Here is a 21,129-nt window from a genome sequence, read left to right on the forward strand (position 1 = left end):
TGAAAACGTATCATATTCAGTTGACCATTTATCAAACGCTTATTTATTAAGTATTCGTTATAAATGTCACTAACAGCGCATTCAGACCTAATAGCAAAGATGTAGCAGCAACAAACCCAGCAATTCTAAAAATTCATAGGAAGAATAGACATGATGACAACCAATGGAATGGTCAAATCTGCACACAACACAGAATACGTCTATGTTGCAGCAGGTGATATCAATGGCTTGCTTCGTGGTAAGCGCATCCCTTTTGATCAAATGGAAAAAGCAGAAAACGGGGCAATCCGATTACCTCTGTCAATCTTGGGTGTCGATATATGGGGCGCGGATGTTATCGAGTCTTCCCAATGTAATGGCGATATCGATGCCATTGCCCGTCCAACTGGCCGTGCTGCCTATCCCCTTCTCAATACCAGTGCACCCTCATCGCTGCTACCTATTTGGTTATATACCGAAGACAATGAGCCTTACTACGGTGATGCCCGCCATGTTTTGGACTATATCAGCAAAAAATTCAAAGCATTGGGACTGACGCCAGTGATGGCAACCGAGCTAGAGTTTTATTTGGTTGACTATACCGAGGGAGAGACACCTAAGCCTCCCATTCGCCCCAAAAGTGGATTAAGACTGAATAAAACTTCTATTTTAAGTATCAATGACTTATTGCAATTTGATGAATTCTTAGATGAAGTCTATGAGCAATGTAATAAACTCGATATTCCTGCTGATGCAGCACTGGCCGAAAATGGTTGTGGTCAATTTGAAATCAATTTATTACATGTGGACGACCCATTAAAAGCTGCTGACGATGCGATTTTATTTAAACAAGTGGTCAAGGCCGTGGCAGCTCGTCACAAGCTCACCGCGACATTCATGGCGAAACCTTTTGGTCTACAATCTGGTAATGGCTTTCATGTGCATTGCAGCTTATTAGACAAAGACGGCAATAATGTCTTCGATGATGGATCAGAGGAAGGCTCAGATATGTTGCGTCACGCGGTCGCTGGTCTGCTAAAGACCATGTCAGATTGCACTTTATTATTTGCCCCACATGTGAATTCTTATCGCCGCTTTACACCCGGTACGCTAGCGCCAAACAATGTGTCATGGGGTTATGAAAACCGTACCGCAGCCGTGCGTATCCCTGGCGGTGACTCAAAAGCGCGCCGTATCGAGCACCGTGTCTCTGGGGCAGATGCCAATCCTTATTTGGTCTGTAGCGCGGTACTGGCAGGCATGTTGTATGGCATCGAAAACAAGCTGGAAGCGCCTGAGCCCATTAATAGCATTACTTACGACGCAGCAGAACTTAAGACCTTGCCACTAGACTGGCTCTCAGCCATCCGTCAGTTTGAAAGCAGTGATATCATTGATTCGCTGTTCCCAAGCGAGATGATTGAGCTATTGATCGCGGTCAAAAAGCAAGAAGCCAAACGCTTTGCTCAGCAAGTGACCAACCTTGAATACCTCACCTATTTACAGGATGTTTGATATGTCAAATAGCAGCTCGAATAGCAACCCAAATAGCAACATGGCAACGAACCAAAACCCACCTTCTAATAACACACGCAACATCCCGCATTATTCAGACAAAGGGCAATATCCTGATAGCTATTATGCGGCCAGTCGTAATCCAAAGCCCGATAGACCGACGCTAAAAAATGACATTCAAGTAGAAATATGTGTGGTGGGTGGCGGCTACAGTGGCCTATCAACTGCCCTGCATCTCATTGAAACCGACCACGAAGTCGTCGTGCTTGAAGGTGCGCAGATTGGTTGGGGCGCATCAGGTCGCAATGGTGGTCAAATCGTCAACGGTCTAAATGCTAGCCTGCAAAAGATCAAAAAATCTTACGGGCAAGAAAATGCAGATTTCGTCGGTCAGCTCGTGACTCGCGGAGGCAAAATCATTCGCCGTTTTGTCCGCGACTACGATATCAGCTGCGATCTCAAAGAAAAAAATATCTTTGCAGCATTGAATAACGGTCAGCTAAAAGATTTACAAGAAACGCATGCACTGTGGGAAAGCCACGGTATGCATGACCGAGAAATGCTAGACAAAAATGGCATTCAAGAGCATATAAAATCAGATGCTTATGTAGGCGGCGTCATCGATCACTCCGGTGGACACTTTCATCCACTAAACCTTGCATTGGGTGAAGCAGCAGCTATCGAACAAAATGGCGGCACGATTTATGAGAATACTTTAGTGGTGGATATTGAGTATGCTGACGATGCTATCAAAGTCATCACCGAGTTTGGCACCGTCACTTGTAAGCAAGCGGTGCTGTGCGGCAATGCCTATCTCAATAAAGTCATCCCTAAACTGACTGACCGTGTCATGCCCGTATCGACTCAGATTATCGCCACCGAGCCGCTGGGTGATTTAGCAGACCAGTTACTGCCAACCGATGTTTGTGTCGAAGATGTTCGCTATATTCTTGATTACTATCGTCTCTCAGCAGACAAGCGCATGTTATTTGGCGGTGGTACAGTCTACGGTGGTCAAGACCCCGCTGACATCACAGCTAAAATCAGACCAAATATGAATAAGATATTCCCAGAGCTACGTGATGTCAAAATCGACTATGCGTGGAGTGGGAACTTTGCTTTGTCTTTTTCTCGCGTACCACAAATGGGCAAACTACATGAGCGAGTATATTTCGCCCATGGTTATAGTGGTCATGGCGTGACAGGTTCGCACTTATTTGGGCAAATCTTGGCTGATGCCATCAATGGTAAAACCAAAGAGTTCGATGCTTTTGCACAAATTCCTTGGATTCCGTTCCCAGGTGGTCGAGCGCTGCGAGTCCCTTACTCGGTCATGGGCTCATGGTGGTATGCGCTAAAAGATACCACTGGCATGTAAATACATGACCAACCGTGCATAAAAGCGGTCGACATAGACAACGCTTTTATCATGAAAAATACTGTTGCCTTGACCTATCATAGTAATGGATTGCTGTGATGGGGCGCGATAGAAAGTTGATTCCCTACTGTCTATCGCGCGTCAACCATAGAATAGAGCTTGTTTAAAAAAACAATGAGGTTTTACAGGGAGCGTAAATATGAACATGAAGCTCAATGATGCTGTCGAAGGACAGTATCATAATAAGCGAGTATTTCTCACCGTCATAGTAGCCGTCGTTATCTATCTGGCTTTTGCTTGGCTATCTACCAGCCGTGCCCCAGACCAATCTTGGGGTGCCTTATCTTTACTACCAACCTTATTGGTATTAGTCACTGCTATTGTCTCTAGGCGACCATTTGAATCCATGATCGCAGGCTGTGTCGCTGGCCTCGTGATGCTCAATCCTTTTGATTTGGTCTCCCCTTTTGCAGACAACATGTCGATGGTGCTAGGTAATGAGACCATTATTTGGATTGTTCTCGTCTGCGGTCTAATGGGCGGTCTCATTCAGCTGCTTGAGATTAGTGGGTGTCTAGATGGCTTTAGTGAATGGCTACAAAAAATCATTAAGTCGCGCCGTCAGTCATTATTGGCCACCTTTGCTTTGGGTGTGGTGGTTTTTATTGATGATTATTTAAACTGTCTAGCCGTATCTACCTCCGTCAAAAAACTCACTGATGTCTATAACGTTTCTCGTGAGAAGCTTGCTTATATCGTCGATTCAACCGCCGCACCGATGTGTATTATCGTGCCTATTTCTACTTGGGCAGTCTACTTTGCAGGTCTTTTAGAAGAAAACGGCGTGGCTGGCGATGGTGAAGGTATTGGGCTTTATATCAGCGCGATTCCTTATATGGCGTATGCTTGGTTTGCACTTTTGATTGTATTCTTAGTGGCGTATGGCATTTTGGGTGACTGGGGTCCGATGAAAAAGGCCGAGGCACGCGCCAAAGCCGGTAATCCTGTTCCGGAAGCTTTTGTCGAGGAGCAACTGATCTCAAACGTCCAAGCCAAACGTAAGCTATCGTTCAAAGCCAATATCGCAAACTTTGCTTTCCCAATGATCTTACTGATTGTCTCTACGGTCTACTTCGAAGTCGATCTATTACGCGGTGCATTACTGACCTGTTTTGTGACCGTCGTTGTCTATTGGATGCAAGGAATTTTAAGTTTTGAGACGCAAGTTGAAGCCATTTTTAAAGGCTTTAAAGTCATGCTCTATCCACTCTCAACTGTTATTGGTGGTTTTTTCTTAAAAGCCATTAATGATGAGCTTGGTATGACCTCATATGTGATTGAGGCTATCACGCCTTATATGACCATTATTATTTTCCCTGCCGTCATCTTTGCCGTCATGGCTTTCTTAACTTTTGCCACATCATCAAGCTGGGGTCTGTATGTCCTTGCGATGCCCATCGTATTCCCGATATCGCTCGCCCTAGGCGTTAGCACTCCCCTTATGATTGGCGCATTGTTATCTGCTTCTTCATTTGGTAGTCATGCTTGTTTCTTTAGTGATTCATCGCTACTTGCCGCGCAAGGTGCTGGCTGCTCCCCCATGCAGCACGCTTTTACCCAGTTCCCCTATGCCATGCTCGGTGCGGGCTTATCCGTCGTCACCTTCTTAGGCTTGGGTTATATGATGGCTTAAGCCAACCTTAACGCTATTATTTTAATCATTGATTAGCGGGCAATGAGAGATGGTTCGTTAATCAGTCAAAACAAGCCTTTTATATGGTACTCACTAATAAATACGATAAGGATTTAGATCATGCGAAATGTTACCGTTGCCACGACTCAAATGGCATGTGGTTGGGATATACAACAAAATATTGCCACTGCAACTGATTTGGTCACCAAAGCCGCCAAAGCGGGTGCCAATATCATCTTGCTACAAGAGTTATTTGAGACGCCCTACTTCTGCCAAGTTCATGACTTTGATTACTTTAAGCTGGCGACTTCAGTTGAGGATAATGCGGCTATCAATCACTTCAAACAGTTGGCTAAAGAGCTGCAAGTGGTATTGCCGATTAGCTTCTATGAAAAATCAGGCAATACCTTTTTTAATAGCGTGACCGTGATTGATGCCGATGGCGAGATAATTGGCACTTATCGTAAAACGCATATACCAGATGGCATTCCTTATGCCGAAAAATTCTACTTTACCCCCGGCGATACTGGATTCAAGGTTTGGCAAACCAAGTATGCCAAAATCGGTGTCGGTATTTGCTGGGATCAATGGTTCCCTGAGTGTGCTCGTAGCATGGCATTAATGGGTGCAGAAATACTGTTTTATCCGACTGCGATTGGTGATGAGCCAACATTGGACATCGACTCAAAAGGCCATTGGCAACGCTGTATGCAAGGTCATGCTGCCGCTAATCTCATGCCAGTCGTAGCAGCCAATCGTATTGGCACTGAGACGATTACTCAAAACGGAAATGACAGTACCATGCAGTTTTATGGTAGCTCGTTTATCACGGATGGTCGCGGTGAGATCATCCAAGAAGCATCTAAAGATAAAGAACAGATACTTAGTACGACTTTTGACTTAGATCAACTGGCTATCGAACGTCAGCAATGGGGCATTTTCCGTGATCGTCGTCCATCGATGTATAGCACGTTGCTAACTCATGGATAAGGTTTGTTAACAAGCAAGCTCACTCGCGCTATCGTCAAATAAGGTGCTCTATATGTCATTATTACCGAACCAATCAATCACTGGCTCAACACCACAACAAAACGGCTTTTACATGCCAGCAGAATTTGAGCCTATACAAAAAATATGGATGGTATGGCCATACCGTGCTGATAACTGGCGACAACAAGCCACTCCTGCTCAGAAAGCTTATGCTGATGTCGCATTGGCAATCAACAGATTTTGTGAGGTTGGCGTACTGGTCAATCCTGATGATTATCAATCATGCCGCGATAGTCTACCTGCTGACATCGACGTCATATCCATGCCCAGCAACGATGCTTGGGCGCGTGATACTGTCCCGACATTTTTAATCAATGAAGCAGGTGAGCTACGCGCTTGTGATTGGACATTCAATGCATGGGGCGGCGACTATGACGGGCTATACTCGCCGTGGGATGACGATGATAAGCTGGCTGAACGCTTATGTGACCATTTAGATATCAAACGCTATCGAACGGATGACTTTGTGATGGAAGGCGGTGCATTTCATGTCGATGGTGAAGGCACGGTTCTGACTACACGCATGTGTCTGCTAAGCCCAGGGCGCAACCCGCACCTAACCGAAGCTCAAATTGAAGACAAGCTAAAAGCCTATCTCAATGTACAAAAAGTGCTGTGGATTGATGACGGTATTGATCCTGATGAGACTACAGGTCACATTGACGATATCGCTTGCTTTGCGCGCCCTGGTGAAGTGGTTTGCTTGTTTACTGACGACCCTAAGCATCCGTTTTATGAAGCCACGCAAAAAGCCTATGAGCAGCTCTCAAATATGACTGATGCAAAAGGCAGACGTTTAAAAGTCCATAAGCTTTGCTGTACCAAAAACTCTGTCACCTTGCCTGAACATTATGATATTGAACAATCTGATGATGCCAAGGCGCGCTTAACGGGTGACGTCTGTATTGCCTCATATGCCAATTTTTTAATTTGTAATGACGCTGTCATCGTACCGCAATATGATGATATAAATGATGCACTCGCTATCGAGCAGCTTGAAAAAGTCTTTCCTCAACATCAGGTAGTGGGAGTACGAACGAAAGAGATTGTGTTTGGTGGCGGCAATATTCATTGCATTACGCAGCAGCAACCAAAATCATCAATTAAAAGCAGCAACTAAAAGTATTAACTAAAAGCAGCCGCATAAAAATATAGACCCAAATGGATTTTGAACCCAATAATATTTTAAAAAAGGACATAACTATGAGCGATTATCAAGTTAATAACCCAGCCACTGGTGAAGTAGAAGCCACTTACCCTACCGCCACTGAACAAGATATCCAAAACGCTATTGAGCAAGCAAATAATGCTTATCAAGACTGGCAAAAGACCTCGCTTAGCGAACGTAGTGCATTATTAAATAAAATAGCTGACATCTATATTGAGCGCCAAGATGAGCTAGCACGTATCGTTGCCAACGAAATGGGCAAGCCTCTCGCACAAGCAAAGGGTGAGCTCCAACTGGTTGCTCAAATTTATCGCTATTATGCAGATAACGGTGAGCAACTATTAGCACCAAATACCATTGATGTGGATCAAGGTTCTGCCTCAGTAGAAAAGCTCCCAGTTGGCGTTTTACTTGGCATCATGCCATGGAACTACCCGCATTATCAGGTAGCTCGTTTTGTGGCACCAAACGTGATGGCAGGTAACACCATTATCTTAAAACATGCGCCGCAGTGCCCTAACACCGCAGAAGTTATCGTTGATATTCTAAAAGACGCCGGCTTACCTAATGGCGTGTATAACAATGTCTTCGCTACCAACGATCAAGCAGCGACTATTATTGAAGACACCAGAGTGCAAGGCGTCTCGTTGACAGGTTCTGAACGTGCAGGACAAGCGGTTGCAAAAGTAGCTGGTGGCGCTCTCAAAAAGGTCGTTTTAGAGCTTGGTGGCTCCGATGCCTATATCGTCGCAGCGGATGCTGACATCGAGCAGGCCGTACAAGGTGCAATCGTAGGTCGTTTTGGTAACACTGGGCAGGCTTGTAATGCTGCTAAACGCTTAATCATCGTCGAAAGCGTGTACGACCAGTTTGTTAAAGGCTTTACCGACGCCGTACGTGGCATGACCCTAGCTGATCCACAAAATGAAGATACTTTCATTGGCCCGATGTCTTCGAAGGCGGCAGCAAACAATTTGCAAGAGCAGTTAGACAGTGCTGTCAAAGCCGGTGCAACGGTATTAGTCGAGGGTGGCATCGTTAAAGACAAGCCAGGTGCTTGGTTTGCCCCTGCGGTATTGGCAGATGTTGATGACTCAATGGATGTCTATCGTCAGGAGCTATTTGGTCCTGTCGCCGTTATCTACAAAGCGAATGACATTGCGCATGCTATCAAAATTGCCAATGACGTACCATTTGGTCTAGGTGCCTCCATTCAAACTCAAGACGCAGCATTGGCAGCAGAGATTGCTGAGCAATTAGATGTCGGTATGGTGACTATCAACGCGCCTTCTGGTAGTGAGGCCAATACCCCATTCGGCGGCGTTAAACGCTCTGGATTTGGTCGCGAGCTTGGTACCCTTGGTATCACTGAATTTTTAAACTATAAGTTGATTCGTGATAAATCGTAATCGATAGCGTTTTCTTAGATAAACAAAAAGCCTAACATTTAATGTTAGGCTTTTTGTTGAGTGATCATTGATGAAAAAATATCTTATCGAAAATCTTAGCGCTTAGGTGGGTTATCTTTTAACCACAATTGATTGACGATTTTTAATTCACGCAGCTCTTCTGCCATAATCGACTCACTAATGCCTGGATATTTCACTCTTGCATAGCCATATAATGCAATACCTAAAACAGTCCAACCAAAGAAAATCCACCACTCAATGGCGGTTAGTGCCGATGGCATACCTGGCATATACAACATCAACATACCAATGCTAAGCGCAATCGTGACCATACCGACAAGCTTGCCTGCGGGTATTTTGAATGGACGTACCATATCAGGCTCGCGGTAGCGTAGAACTAAGAATGATATCGCCACACAAGTATAAGCAATCACGATACCAAAACCACCGGCATCTACGATCCACACCAGCATTTTACGACCAAACAATGGCGCTAGTGTCGCCAAACCACCGATTAATAAGATTGCATTTGATGGCGTATTATATTTTGGATGCAGCTTGCTTAAAAAGGCTGGCAACATACGTGCTTTTGACATGGCATAAAGCAGACGACTACCACCGATCAAGAAAGCATTCCAGCTTGACAAGATACCCAGTACACCGCCAATAACCAACAAGATACCTGCCCATTTTCCTTGCCACGCATTGGTCATCGCATCAGCAGTAGCGAGGGTTGAGTTTTCTGCTTGTACAAGTGGCAAAGTCGTGCCCACACTCCAAGCGATACCCACATACCACATCACCGCAACAACGATAGAGAGAATCAAAAACTTGCCAATATTAGGACGAGTCAAATCAATCTCTTCTGCTGCTTGTGGAATAACATCAAAGCCCACAAACATAAAGGGTACCATCACGATAACAGCCATGACGCCTGCGGCACCGCCAATAAAGGCTGGCGCTTGTATCGAATTTGAACTCTCAGGATTGAATAAGACAGCACCGATGAACAGTAACGTACCAACGAATAAAATGCCCAATACCGCCGTTTTTTGGAACCACGCACTGACTTCCATACCACGAATATTGAGCCAAGTCACAATGATTGAACCCAACATCCCGACGCCCACCCAAGTAGCATAGACGTCCCAACCTGCAATCGTCCAGAGATAGCCTTGGTTATAATTGGGAATAAAATACTCTACGACTGTCGGCAAGGCAACCGCCTCAAAGGCGACCACTGAGAAATACCCGAATAGAATACTCCATGAGCAAATAAAGGACACATTCACCCCCAGCGCTCGATGGGTATAAGTATGCTCACCGCCCGTAATCGGCATGGAGGCCGCCAGCTCAGCATAAGTCACACCAATCAGTATCACTGCCAAACCACCGATAAAGAACGCCAGCATTGCGCCCCACGTACCGGCAGATAAAATCCAGCCGCCAGCTAAAACCACCCAGCCCCAGCCAACCATAGCACCAAATGCTAAGGCGATAATATCTAGCGTCCCTAACGTTTTTTTTAATTCAGACATAACTTGCTCCTTGTCTGTGTGTCATCCGTGTTAACCCTTTACGGCCACACTATGTTTTGTTTAGTGGGATAGCACCCATCATAATTATCATATATACCTTTTGATCCAAGCTGTTACGTATAGTCAGAGCACTTTTAAACCGCTACTGTGTTACCCGCCCTAGATGTACTCAGTGTAATATCTGCGGTCGGTCGCCTTGTAGCGATTTAAAATTCCTTGACTACACTATTTGTTCGATATTCAAATAGCAGAGACAGCAACGGCGTCTTGACTTGCAAGGCGCCGTTGTAAAAAATGTACTCAAAGCGAGTGCCATAGGGGCAATCTTGCTGCTCTATCAACTATTGGCTCGATACTTATTAAGCCGTTAAGATGCCTTTAATGATATCAAGACCTTCTTGTAGCACTTCATCTTCGACCGTCAGTGGCACCATCACACGAATGGCATTGCCATACATACCACAAGACGCTAGTAGCAAACCTTGCTCGAATGATTTTGCTTTCAGATTGTTTGCGGCTGCGGCATCAGGCTTGCCTTCGCTATCGATCAATTCAAACGCTAGCATTGCACCTTTATGACGAATATGACCGATACTGCTTAAGTTTAAGTCCTTTAAGAAAGCTTCGATTTTGTCACCAATCTCAATGCTTCGCTCAAGCAAGTTTTCTTCTTCGATGACTTCCATGACCGCAAGCGCTGCCACACAAGCAAGTGGATTACCAGAATAAGTACCGCCCAAGCCGCCTACTTGCGGGGCATCCATGATGTCAGCACGACCGATGACCGCAGAGATAGGATATCCACCTGCCAAACTCTTGGCAGCAGTCATCAAATCAGGCTCAACGCCTAGTTGCTCAGTGGCAAACAACGTACCCGTACGCGCAAAACCACACTGTACTTCATCAAAAATCAAGACGATGCCATGCTCGTCACAGATATCACGCAAAGATTTGGCAAATGATGGTGTCACTTGATGGAAACCACCCTCACCTTGTACTGGCTCGATAATCATCGCTGCCACTTCACTAGGATCGATATCCGCTTGAAAAATCATCTCAAGACTATGCAATGCTTGTGCTTCGGTGACGTTCAACTCTTCTGCTGGAAATAACGCATGAAACACAGGACCTGGCATCGGGCCAAAGTTCTTTTTGTATGGCAAGACTTTACCAGTCAAGCTCATACACATCATGGTGCGGCCATGCCAACCACCAACGAAAGAGATGATGCCTGGACGACGGGTTTTAGCACGAGCAATCTTGATACAGTTTTCAACCGCTTCTGCGCCAGTGGTCAAAAAGAATGCTTTGGTATCACCGCTGATAGGGGCTTTTTCGCACAGCTTTTCAGCCAAATCAACATAGCACTCATAGTTAATCATTTGTGCAGCAGTATGGGTAAATTTGTCGAGCTGCTCATGGACACGCTGGGTGATTTTTGGATGGCTGTGACCGGTGTTCAATACTGAAATACCACCAACAAAATCGATATAACGATTGCCTTCCACGTCCCAAACTTCTGAGTTCTTTGCTCTTTCTGCAAAGATAGGAAAGGCAACACCCAACCCTGTTGGTAAAACAGCTTTGCGGCGCTCAAGTAATGATTGATTGGTAGTCGTCATAGAAATGTCCTTTTCTTTGTTCGTAACATAAGTGCCATCTAGTGATTGGCGGTTTATTTGATGTTTGTCTTTGTACTCAGTAGATATCGAATGGTGTTTATTTGACATAAAACACCACAGATATCTAAAAACTTTTGCTAGTTTTTGCTTTTCTGACTAGGTAGCCAACTAATTACGTTATGGGCTATTAGCTGATATCAGAACACCAGTATTTGGTCGTGACATAGTCTTCGATACCGTATTTTGAACCTTCGCGGCCAAATCCAGACTGCTTGACGCCGCCAAATGGGGCAACTTCGGTAGAAATCAAACCAGTATTGTGACCGATGATGCCGTACTCCAGACCTTCGGTAACGCGCCATGAGCGTGCATAGTCGCTACTGTAAAAGTAAGCGGCCAAGCCATAAATAGTATCGTTAGCAGCACGAATAACTTCTGCTTCATCCTTGAACGTAAAGATGGTCGCAATCGGTCCAAAGATTTCTTCAGAGGCGATATCCATATCACTGCTAATATCTGTAATAACCGTTGGGTTATAAGTCAGTTCTGAAGCAGCGTTGACACTACCGCCAGTGACCAGTTTTGCCCCTTTATCTAGCGCATCTTTGAGCAAGGCTTGTACTTTATCTAACGCTTTTTTGTTGATAAGAGGGCCTATATCGACGCCTTCTTCTAAACCGTTACCGACCTTCAACTCAGCGACTTTTTTGACAAAGACGTCTAAAAATTTATCTTTGATGCTGTCTTGCACGTATACGCGGTTGGCGCAGACACAGGTCTGACCAGCATTACGATATTTGGAAGCGATTAAGCCGGTAGCGGCTTTTTCGAGATCGGCATCATCAAAGACGATAAATGGTGCGTTGCCACCTAACTCTAACGATAGCTTTTTGATAGTCGGCGCACATTGTGCCATCAGCGTACGGCCTACTTCTGTAGAGCCTGTAAATGACAATTTATGAATGCGGGCATCACCCGTTAAGATCTCACCAATGACCGAAGATTTGCCAGTCACTACTTGAATGACGCCAGCTGGAATACCCGCTTGCTCAGCCAATACGCCTAGCGCCAATGCAGAATACGGTGTCTCAGTAGCAGGTTTGACGATAATCGTACAGCCTGCTGCTAGTGCAGGAGCAACTTTGCGCGTGATCATCGCAGCTGGGAAGTTCCAAGGCGTGATAGCGGCACAAACACCGACTGGCTGCTTAAGGACGACGTGGCGTAGCTGTGTGCTATTGGCAGGAATCACATCACCGTAAACGCGCTTGCCTTCTTCGGCAAACCAACGGATAAAGCTATTGGCGTAGCCTACTTCACCGCGTGACTCAGTCAGCGGCTTGCCTTGCTCAGCGGTCATGATGATGGCCAAATCTTCTTTATTGGCATCGATCAGATCAGCCCACTTTTGCAATAACTCTGCACGTTCTTTGGCTGTTTTTGCTGCCCAATCCGCTTGGACGTCATGAGCATAAGCAACGGCTTCGTTGACATCTTCTGTGGTGAGACTTGGTACGGTACCGATGAGGTCGCCATTAAAAGGATTGTTTACATCAAGCACAGCGTCATCACTAGCAGCATGCCAGCCGTCTTTAATGAAGCAAGATTGTTTGAGTAAATCTGGATTTGATAGGGTTAGCGTATTTTTTGGCATCGTAACACTCCATGTTGGTCGTGATTTGCGCATTTATTATGAGTAAGCTATTGAACAATGTGGCAATTCAAAATGGCAACTAAAAACGATGCCATTTAAAAAAAACGGCAACACCATCCATTGTTGAATAGCTCATTACAAGAGAATAAAATCAAAACGGTCAGTCAGTAATAATTATTGCTCATCTGTAATTTGTTCAATATACTGAACGTTAATTCTATATATGAGACATCATTATAAGAATGATGCACCACTCTTTGCAACCTTTATTAAGATTATTTTGAATATTATCTTCACTATTTTTATTTTTACTTTCTGATAGGCAACTTATGAGCACAACAGCCGTTCCAGCATTGGACAAAACTTTTCAAATCTTAGATTTAATTACGGCAAGTCAACAACCCTTGACTGCCGCTCATATCGCCAAGCAATTAAAACTGCCGCGTAGCTCAACCCATAATATATTGCAAAGCTTATTGGGCAAGCATGTCATCTATAAAGATAGTGACAGCCGCTTTCACTTAGGCTCCTACTTGATGTATTGGGCTGGCAAGTATGAGCAGCAGCAAGGGGTCATACAGTTATTTAAAGACCTCATCGTCCAACACCCTGTCTTGCTACAACATACTGTAACCTTGTCTAAATTGGACTTGGGCGAAGTTGTTTTTTTAGCCTGTCACGAAACGCCTGCCCCGCTTGGTTTTACTTTCCGTGCTGGTGTGCGCGTACCGGCAGTATTTTCAGCGACTGGTAAAGCGCTGTTGTCTACGCTCTCAATGCAAACCATCGAATCTTTGTACGAAGGTATCTTTCCTCAGCCGCTCACACCAAATGGTGTCGATAACTTTGTAAGCTTATCTGCTGAGCTAAGCGCCATTCATGACAGTCGTATTTCACTCGATGACGGGCAATTACGCGAAGGTATGTACTGTTTGGGTACTTATATCCGCAATGCTTCAGGCAATGCCGTTGCAGGTATGGCGGTTAGCTTTTTGCAGGCAGAATACGAGTCTAAGTATGCTGAGGTGAGTGCTGTGCTGATTGAATTGGCTGAACAAATTGAACAGCGTTTGGGTTTTAAGGCGGAGAATTTGGCTTAGCTTTTTGAGCAAAAAATCAAAAAGCTAACTTGGCATTTGATCGATGCCGTTTAAATTGAGGATATGCCCTAAACAATCCCATCCGCTTTTAGCTTAGCAATCATCTCACTGTCATAGCCCAAATCAGCAAGCGTACTATCGGTATGCTCGCTCAATTGTGGTGGTGGCGTACGATAAGTGACCGGCGATGCGGATAGTTTGATAGGATTGCCCAGTGCGCGCACAGGACTGCCTTGCGTGGTGAAATCAACTATCATTTCACGTGCCAGTGCTTGCGGCATGGCCAAAGCTTCAGCCACGTTATGAATCGCACCGCATGGAATGCCTGCTTGATCTAATACCTCTAGCCAATAGTTGCGTGGTTGCTCAGCAAACTTATTAACCAGCTCGCCACATAGCAGCGTACGATTGGCAACGCGTTGTGGATTGGTCGCAAAACGGCTGTCGGTATGCCAATTAACTTCTAATACCTCACACAATTTGGCAAACTGGCTGTCATTACCACACGCTAAAATGAAATGTGCTTCACCCTGACCAGCAAACACTTGATAAGGGACGATATTGGGATGCTGATTACCCAATCTCGGTGGTATCTTATCTGAGGCCAAATGATTCATACCGACATTAGCTAACATCGCCAGAGCACTGTCAAGCAGTGCTACATCAACGTGTTGACCAAGTCCAGTATTTTGACGCGCCAATAATGCTGCTTGAATGCCAATCGTCAGCTGTAAGCCTGCAAACAAATCGACGACTGCCACACCAACCTTATGCGGTTCGCCATCACTCGGACCTGTAATGCTCATTAGCCCTGATAATCCTTGGACAATATAGTCGTAACCTGGGCGTTTGGCATCTGGTCCTGTCTGCCCAAAACCCGTCAATGACGCATAAATCAGACGCGGATTGTCTTGCTTTAGGCTGTCGTAATCCAAGCCGTATTTTTTCAGACCGCCGACTTTAAAATTCTCGACCAAAATATCACTGTCAGCGATCAGCTGCTTGATAATGGTCTGCCCTGCTGGCATGGTAATATCTACCGTAAGAGATTTTTTATTGCGGTTAATAGTGGCGTAGTAAGCGGACGTATCATCGCTGAATGTTGGCGGTGCCCAATGGCGCGTTTCATCACCGATATGAGGACGCTCAACTTTAATGACTTCGGCACCAAGATCAGCAAGCACTTGGGTACAAGAAGGCCCCGCCAGCACTCTCGATAAATCGAGCACCTTAATACCATGCAATGCGCCCTCTGGCATATTAGCCATATCAATCATAATCATCCCTTATTGTGTCGTGTGTTCTTTGATTTTTTGATCATAAAATTGTTCTTCATCATTTAGCTGCTTAACGGTTGAATCATGAAGAACAACTGAAAAACGTACGCTACTGCCTATAAATGCTTCGTAAAAAGCAAAACAATAACGTACGTCACAGAATACGGTTGTACCAAACACTATTAGCTAAAAGCGCTTAAAAGAATGCTTGAATGCCCGTCTGTGCTCGGCCTAGGATAAGCGCATGGATGTCATGCGTGCCCTCATAAGTGTTGACAGCTTCCAAGTTCATCACGTGGCGGATGATATGGAACTCATCAGAGATACCGTTACCGCCATGCATATCACGCGCGATACGAGCGATATCAAGTGCCTTGCCGCAGTTATTACGCTTAATGAGTGAAATCATCTCAGGCGCTGCGTTGTCTTCATCCATCAAACGGCCAACACGTAATGCCGCTTGTAGACCTAAGGTGATCTCAGTCTGCATATTAGCCAGCTTTAGCTGTACCAACTGCGTTGCTGCCAATGGACGACCAAACTGCTTACGATCTAGCGTGTATTGACGAGCCGCTTTCCAGCAGAATTCAGCGGCACCCATTGAACCCCAAGCGATACCATAACGGGCTTTATTTAAGCAGCCAAATGGCCCTTTTAGGCCACGGATATCTGGAAAAGCATTGGCTTCAGGGACGAATACTTTGTCCATGACAATCTCACCCGTGACTGAGGCACGTAATGAGAATTTGCCTTCAATTTTCGGTGCTGATAACCCTTTCATACCTTTGTCTAAAACAAAACCGCGAATCTCGCCAGCATCATCTTTTGCCCACACGACAAACACGTCAGCGATAGGACTGTTGGTAATCCACATTTTATTACCCGTCAACTCATAACCGCCATCGACTGCGCGCGCACGAGTAGACATTGATGACGGATCAGAACCCGAATCTGGCTCAGTCAGACCGAAGCAACCGACATATTCGCCTGAAGCAAGCTTAGGCAAATAACGCTCTCTTTGTTCTTCGGTGCCATATGCCCAAATAGGATGCATAACCAAGCTTGACTGTACGCTCATTGCAGAGCGGTATCCAGAGTCAACTGCTTCCACTTCCTTGGCAATCAGACCATAGGCAACACTGGATAAACCAGCACAGCCGTAACCTTCGATAGTCACGCCAAGTAAGCCCATTTCACCCATTTGACGCATGATATTACGATCGAAATTTTCATTGCGATTGGCCTCAACGATGCCCGGCATCAGCTCTTTTTGAAAAAACTGACGGGCGCTGTCCGTGACCATGCGCTCTTCTTCAGTGAGCTGGTCGCGTAATAAAAAAGGATCTTCCCAATCAAAGCGTGGGCTGGTAGATGTTGCCATGTGGATCTCCTTGGTATCAGTCATCCTGACTGACGAGTAGTGATTGATACATCGTTTGGTCTAACTAGGGCATCTCTTCAATTCAAGCGATAGACATCTAAATAAATTAAAAATGGCTAAATATTGTCAAACCGCGTCAAATAGTTGGTCAATACCACAGTATTATCTGCACTATTTTCCTTGTTTGACGGCCATTTATCTCATTTTTATAATCATTTTTGAAATAAAGACACGCCCTAATCATTGACTTAGTAATTCCGCTGTGCGAAACTTAGTTTCATAATTTAAAACCATTTAAGCAAAATTTAGCCCCGCTGTAAACCTTTATAAAAAAAAGATGAGTATAAAATGACAACACCCTTATCGACAGCTACCCCGCTACTGAGACGAATGCATGGAATAATGAGCCAAAGCAAGGAGGATAATGACCGACAATTTGTGACGGCACTGGGTCGCGGATTGATATTGCTGGCCGCTTTTGAGCATCATGAGCGGCTCACCCATCAGCAATTGTGTCAGATGACAAATCTGCCAAAAGCGACCGTTACTCGCCTTATCCATACGTTGACCACGCTTGGGTTTTTACGTACGAATGAATACGGACAGTATCAATTGGGCAGTAGTGCTGTACGGCTAAGCGCCATCGCGTGGAGTCGCCATGATATGGTCTCGTATGCTGAGCCACTATTACGGCAATTCGCCAGCAGCAATGAAGTATCGGTGAATTTGGCAACCGAAGTCGAAGGAGAGATGCGCTATCACGCCTGCTGTCGTAGCCCTGCACGCTTATCGGTCAATTTACAAGTTGGCTCAGCCGTACCCGTCGCACGCACTGCCATTGGACGTGCTTTTTATGCGGCAAGCTCGCAAGCAAGACAGGCGGTTATCATTAGCAATCTAAAAGAGCATTTGTCTATAGAGGATTATAACCATGCGCAAACCGCCCTAGCCAGCGCAGCAGAGCATTATGAAAAATACGGCTATACCGTATCAGATGGGGAGTTTTCTACAGACATATTGGCAGTCGCTGTTGGGGTGTATGATGTCGCAACAGGACAATACGCTTATTCGCTCAATGCCAGTGTGCCAAGCGCCAACTGGGAAAGCGCCGACTATGCGGCGATGATTGTGCCAAAGTTGCAGGCATTGGCTGAGCGGATTGGGAGTGGTGTTTAAACATTTGAACTATAGTCAGTGAAAAATAATATCGATACATCATGCATTGCTGATATCAATTTTTTGTAGCCTCTGTCTGCGCAAGCAAGAAAAACTGAGATCAGCAGTGCCGTAGCGTTTTTAGGGTGTTTTGACTATGCGTATTAAAGCATATTCTGTCTAGCCATTAGACCCAACCCTCTTCCAAAAGCTGCTCAGTATTACTGACTTTGAACTCATCACATAAATTATAAAACGCTATTGGGTCTTCAATATTATCGAGCAACTCTCGTTTATTGAGCGCCACAAACAGAGCCAATGCATAGGCCGCGCAATGGATGGATTTTTTGGGATTAAAGGTGATATCAGTAAAGGCCTGATATTGCATCACTTCCTCGTTCAGCTGAGGATTTTGCTTTAGGGCATTTACATACAACCAATCATAAAACACGGTTAACGGCTCTACACCCCACTCCATACCAAAATAATTATAGCCAGTGAGTTCTCCTGAGGTAGTTAATCGCTCGTCCTTTCTGGCTTGTCTTGGCGGTACTGTCAGCAAGTCAAGGTAAGGCCCACCGTCCTCAAAAACCATGCTGGCTTGAAAGGCATTTTCGACACTGTATTGATTACCATCATGCTCATCAGTGATCTTTAAGCTGAACGGGCTTAGTGGAAAACTCAACTTATTGCCAGATTTGCTCGACAGCTCTAACACTTGCTTAAATCCATATTTTTTACGAATGACTTGTTGCAGGTCATTGATGGACTTTTTCTTCTGTCTAGTTGCAAATCCCACATGCCGCTCAAACCTAACCATATCCGTTTTTACCAAATTGTCACTGTTGACTTTGGGCATGAATACAGGTCTGTGTTCTACAGCGTTTTGTGCTTGTTCCATAGCGATGTGCCTTATTGATGATTTTGTATTAGGGCTTAATGGTTTTGTATTAGGGCGTGTTTGATCTTTTGATCATGGCGCTAACCGTGAGTATTTGTAATATGTTTAACACACCATAAATTTTTGAATTGCCTCAACTATAGCCTGAATAACACTGGTTTTATGTATCAAAAAGCGCCCCCTTTAGGAGCGCTTTTATCATTAATTATACCTTATTATTAGACAACGTTATCATCTATAGAGTTCTGAATATATAACTTTGCCAGATTACCACTGTCTTGGTACAAATCATAACCAACTTGATCGGAAGTACCAGACTTAGTCATACCTGATATATTGACAGTATCAACACTATCACCTTTGATAAACAGCTGATTATTAGCATCAGTCATACTGATAACATCACTCAATCCTAGATTTAGCGTTTGAGCAGTATTATTGGTCATATTAATGCTTTCAAAGTTAGTGACATTAGTCAAATCAAGATTAGCGACAATACTCGGATCGTTAATTATTAAAGTATCAATATCTTGACCGCCATCGATTAACACATCATCTCTATCAAATATCAAAATATCATTACCATCACCACCTAATAGGGTATCTGCACCGCTCAGACCAATTAAAGTATCATCTCCTAAACCGCCACTTAACGTTTCAGCTTGGTTAGTACCTACTAGATAGTCATTATCAACGTTACGAGTAATATTTAATACCTGTGTAGCAGACACGATATCGCCATCGTTATCTTGTACTGAAAAGGCAATATTCTCTTGGTAGCCGATATCTGTGGCCCTAGCTTGATACTCAAAAATACCCGTTTCAAAGTTCAGTAATACAACACCTCCAGTAAGCGTACTGATAGTTACTGTCGTTGTTGCTTGATCGTAAGTGGAACGATTATCACCTTGTACAGTTATGCTACCGTCAGTAGAACTATATACGTAGGTGGTGCCATCTATCGTAATATTTAAGACATTGCCGCCATCTGCTCCATACCCATATTCAGATACAGTGTCTGATGAGAGACTTCCTCTAATCAAGTCCCTACTAACTTTAGGTTGGCGATCACTAAGCGAATCAATTAAAACATTACCCAACTCACTTATATCATTTACTTTATCGGCAAGACCATCATTATCTACTCCTTGCTGTCCATCATAAGCAATGGGTAATACAGCATCAATCGGAAAGTCCGATCCAAACGTATAGGCATACGACTTAATGCTGTTAGCTGTTAAAAAATCTGTCCAAATAATCTCTTCATTCGGTTGAATACCAAAATCGTTAGGGTCAGCTACAGAAGCATTACCCGATAGTGAATCGACCCCACCTTGTGCTGCAGACGGCTCGCCATCTGTCAAGAAGTAAGAATAATTCTGAGCACCAACAATTTTACCAGGATTATTAAAGCCTTCCATACCGATATCGAGGGCTGCATCATAGTTGGTAACACCACCGGTACCCGGAATACTGTTAACGTATATTTTTGCATCATCGACAGTCATCCATAAATCTTGGGTTTCAGCCGTAGATGAAAATAGAGTTATCTGTACCATCGTATCACCAAACTCAGCATAACCATCAATCAACCTAATCATCGCGGCTTTAGCAACATCTAAGCGGGTACCACTATTTGGATCATTAGCATCTGCAAGTGCATTCATACTACCCGATACATCTAAGATAATAGATAAATTTGAACTGACAGTATTCAAGCTGACATCGATAGGTCCTTCAGCCAACAAAGAACGATCGTCTTCAACGGTAACCACCAGATCCGCAATTAGTGAGTCATCATTACCATCATTGACAACTACGCCGAATGTCACATCAAGCTCGTCTTCAGTATTATTGGTTGGATGATCAATAGCATGCAATAGCGTTACATCGTAAGATGCAACAAAATCAGAGCCGTTAGCTGTAATGTCATTGACTTGTATAGTCATCACATCAATTGCGGGTTCACCTGCAGCCAACACGGCCTGACCGGTTAGAGTGTCTGTAGCATCATTCCACGTCCATGTAACAGCATTACCCTGAACGGTGATACCACTTGGTCCTGTCAACTCAATGTTAAAGTCAGCAATAGACACGTTATCAACATCAGTGAATGTGATCTCACCTGTTGAAGTCGCATTGTCTGTAGTGTCGTTACTTCCTGCTGTATCGACAATACCTCCTTGAGAAATGAGACCTTCTTCCGAGACTCGGGTTGAAGCTGCCGAAACGACTGGGGCATCGTTCACAGGCGTGACGGTGATCGTCTCTGTTGCCGTGGCCGTGCCGCCGTTGCCATCGCTGATGGT

General features: G+C 44.6%; 15 protein-coding genes. 8 read left to right on the forward strand and 7 right to left on the reverse strand.

Going from position 1 to position 21,129, the window contains the following annotated elements:
- Positions 1 to 150 precede the first annotated feature (150 nt).
- The 6 genes from AAEY72_RS02775 (at position 151) to AAEY72_RS02800 (ending at position 8,192) form a co-directional block, all read left to right on the forward strand.
- A complete protein-coding gene (locus tag AAEY72_RS02775; RefSeq protein WP_010198663.1) occupies positions 151 to 1,494 on the forward strand; it encodes a glutamine synthetase family protein in 1,344 nt (447 codons plus the stop codon).
- A 1-nt stretch (position 1,495) separates the two neighbouring features.
- Positions 1,496 to 2,872 carry an NAD(P)/FAD-dependent oxidoreductase gene (locus tag AAEY72_RS02780; protein WP_352309364.1) on the forward strand — a complete coding sequence of 459 codons (1,377 nt, stop codon included), beginning with the start codon at positions 1,496 to 1,498 and terminating at the stop codon, positions 2,870 to 2,872.
- A gap of 199 nt (positions 2,873 to 3,071) precedes the next feature.
- The gene (locus tag AAEY72_RS02785; protein ID WP_010198659.1) at positions 3,072 to 4,565 is read left to right on the forward strand and encodes a Na+/H+ antiporter NhaC family protein; all 1,494 of its coding nucleotides are present in this window, start codon (positions 3,072 to 3,074) and stop codon (positions 4,563 to 4,565) included.
- A 120-nt stretch (positions 4,566 to 4,685) separates the two neighbouring features.
- On the forward strand, positions 4,686 to 5,555 hold the full coding sequence (aguB, locus tag AAEY72_RS02790; RefSeq protein ID WP_194618831.1) for an N-carbamoylputrescine amidase: 870 nt from the start codon (positions 4,686 to 4,688) through the stop codon (positions 5,553 to 5,555).
- Positions 5,556 to 5,607: 52 nt separating this feature from the next.
- The gene (gene aguA / locus AAEY72_RS02795; RefSeq protein ID WP_194618833.1) at positions 5,608 to 6,735 is read left to right on the forward strand and encodes an agmatine deiminase; all 1,128 of its coding nucleotides are present in this window, start codon (positions 5,608 to 5,610) and stop codon (positions 6,733 to 6,735) included.
- Between the two features lie 83 nt (positions 6,736 to 6,818).
- A complete protein-coding gene (locus AAEY72_RS02800) occupies positions 6,819 to 8,192 on the forward strand; it encodes an NAD-dependent succinate-semialdehyde dehydrogenase (protein WP_352309365.1) in 1,374 nt (457 codons plus the stop codon).
- A gap of 95 nt (positions 8,193 to 8,287) precedes the next feature.
- Here AAEY72_RS02800 and AAEY72_RS02805 read toward each other — a convergent pair whose 3' ends face one another.
- The 3 genes from AAEY72_RS02805 to AAEY72_RS02815 all read right to left on the reverse strand — a co-directional run bounded on the left by AAEY72_RS02805 (position 8,288) and on the right by AAEY72_RS02815 (position 13,006).
- Positions 8,288 to 9,730, reverse strand: a complete 1,443-nt coding sequence (locus AAEY72_RS02805; protein ID WP_010198643.1) for an APC family permease — start codon at positions 9,728 to 9,730, stop codon at positions 8,288 to 8,290.
- A 359-nt stretch (positions 9,731 to 10,089) separates the two neighbouring features.
- Positions 10,090 to 11,352, reverse strand: a complete 1,263-nt coding sequence (gabT, locus tag AAEY72_RS02810; protein WP_189581264.1) for a 4-aminobutyrate--2-oxoglutarate transaminase — start codon at positions 11,350 to 11,352, stop codon at positions 10,090 to 10,092.
- Between the two features lie 187 nt (positions 11,353 to 11,539).
- A complete protein-coding gene (locus tag AAEY72_RS02815) occupies positions 11,540 to 13,006 on the reverse strand; it encodes an NAD-dependent succinate-semialdehyde dehydrogenase (RefSeq protein ID WP_010198637.1) in 1,467 nt (488 codons plus the stop codon).
- 329 nt (positions 13,007 to 13,335) lie between these two features.
- Here AAEY72_RS02815 and AAEY72_RS02820 point away from each other — a divergent pair, with 329 nt between their 5' ends.
- On the forward strand, positions 13,336 to 14,106 hold the full coding sequence (locus tag AAEY72_RS02820; protein WP_352309366.1) for an IclR family transcriptional regulator: 771 nt from the start codon (positions 13,336 to 13,338) through the stop codon (positions 14,104 to 14,106).
- A 68-nt stretch (positions 14,107 to 14,174) separates the two neighbouring features.
- Here AAEY72_RS02820 and AAEY72_RS02825 read toward each other — a convergent pair whose 3' ends face one another.
- Positions 14,175 to 15,383 carry a CaiB/BaiF CoA transferase family protein gene (locus AAEY72_RS02825; RefSeq protein ID WP_352309367.1) on the reverse strand — a complete coding sequence of 403 codons (1,209 nt, stop codon included), beginning with the start codon at positions 15,381 to 15,383 and terminating at the stop codon, positions 14,175 to 14,177.
- 196 nt (positions 15,384 to 15,579) lie between these two features.
- The gene (locus AAEY72_RS02830) at positions 15,580 to 16,764 is read right to left on the reverse strand and encodes an acyl-CoA dehydrogenase (RefSeq protein WP_010198628.1); all 1,185 of its coding nucleotides are present in this window, start codon (positions 16,762 to 16,764) and stop codon (positions 15,580 to 15,582) included.
- Positions 16,765 to 17,166: 402 nt separating this feature from the next.
- Here AAEY72_RS02830 and AAEY72_RS02835 point away from each other — a divergent pair, with 402 nt between their 5' ends.
- Entirely contained in the window at positions 17,167 to 17,940 is a 774-nt protein-coding gene (locus AAEY72_RS02835) for an IclR family transcriptional regulator (RefSeq protein WP_352309368.1), read from the forward strand.
- Between the two features lie 166 nt (positions 17,941 to 18,106).
- On the opposite strand, the gene AAEY72_RS02840 is transcribed toward AAEY72_RS02835, so the two are convergent.
- Together AAEY72_RS02840 and AAEY72_RS02845 are read right to left on the reverse strand one after the other, a co-directional pair.
- Positions 18,107 to 18,820 (reverse strand): DarT1-associated NADAR antitoxin family protein, encoded by a 714-nt coding sequence (locus AAEY72_RS02840; RefSeq protein ID WP_352309369.1) that lies wholly within the window; start codon positions 18,818 to 18,820, stop codon positions 18,107 to 18,109.
- A gap of 218 nt (positions 18,821 to 19,038) precedes the next feature.
- Positions 19,039 to 21,129 (reverse strand): VWA domain-containing protein (locus tag AAEY72_RS02845; protein WP_352309370.1); only part of this gene is annotated, 2,091 nt, incomplete at its 5' end.

It is taken from the genome of Psychrobacter sp. W2-37-MNA-CIBAN-0211 (genome assembly GCF_040309405.1).
Lineage (GTDB): Bacteria > Pseudomonadota > Gammaproteobacteria > Pseudomonadales > Moraxellaceae > Psychrobacter > Psychrobacter glaciei.

Coding starts and splice junctions, on each gene's coding strand:
- AAEY72_RS02800 (WP_352309365.1), top strand. CDS start 6,819: ATGAGCGATTATCAAGTTAATAACCCAGCCACTGGTGAAGTAGAAGCC.
- AAEY72_RS02820 (WP_352309366.1), top strand. CDS start 13,336: ATGAGCACAACAGCCGTTCCAGCATTGGACAAAACTTTTCAAATCTTA.
- AAEY72_RS02830 (WP_010198628.1), bottom strand. CDS start 16,764: ATGGCAACATCTACCAGCCCACGCTTTGATTGGGAAGATCCTTTTTTA.
- AAEY72_RS02775 (WP_010198663.1), top strand. CDS start 151: ATGATGACAACCAATGGAATGGTCAAATCTGCACACAACACAGAATAC.
- AAEY72_RS02785 (WP_010198659.1), top strand. CDS start 3,072: ATGAACATGAAGCTCAATGATGCTGTCGAAGGACAGTATCATAATAAG.
- AAEY72_RS02835 (WP_352309368.1), top strand. CDS start 17,167: ATGAGCCAAAGCAAGGAGGATAATGACCGACAATTTGTGACGGCACTG.
- aguA (WP_194618833.1), top strand. CDS start 5,608: ATGTCATTATTACCGAACCAATCAATCACTGGCTCAACACCACAACAA.
- gabT (WP_189581264.1), bottom strand. CDS start 11,352: ATGACGACTACCAATCAATCATTACTTGAGCGCCGCAAAGCTGTTTTA.
- AAEY72_RS02780 (WP_352309364.1), top strand. CDS start 1,496: ATGTCAAATAGCAGCTCGAATAGCAACCCAAATAGCAACATGGCAACG.
- AAEY72_RS02840 (WP_352309369.1), bottom strand. CDS start 18,820: ATGGAACAAGCACAAAACGCTGTAGAACACAGACCTGTATTCATGCCC.
- AAEY72_RS02815 (WP_010198637.1), bottom strand. CDS start 13,006: ATGCCAAAAAATACGCTAACCCTATCAAATCCAGATTTACTCAAACAA.
- AAEY72_RS02825 (WP_352309367.1), bottom strand. CDS start 15,383: ATGATTGATATGGCTAATATGCCAGAGGGCGCATTGCATGGTATTAAG.
- AAEY72_RS02805 (WP_010198643.1), bottom strand. CDS start 9,730: ATGTCTGAATTAAAAAAAACGTTAGGGACGCTAGATATTATCGCCTTA.
- aguB (WP_194618831.1), top strand. CDS start 4,686: ATGCGAAATGTTACCGTTGCCACGACTCAAATGGCATGTGGTTGGGAT.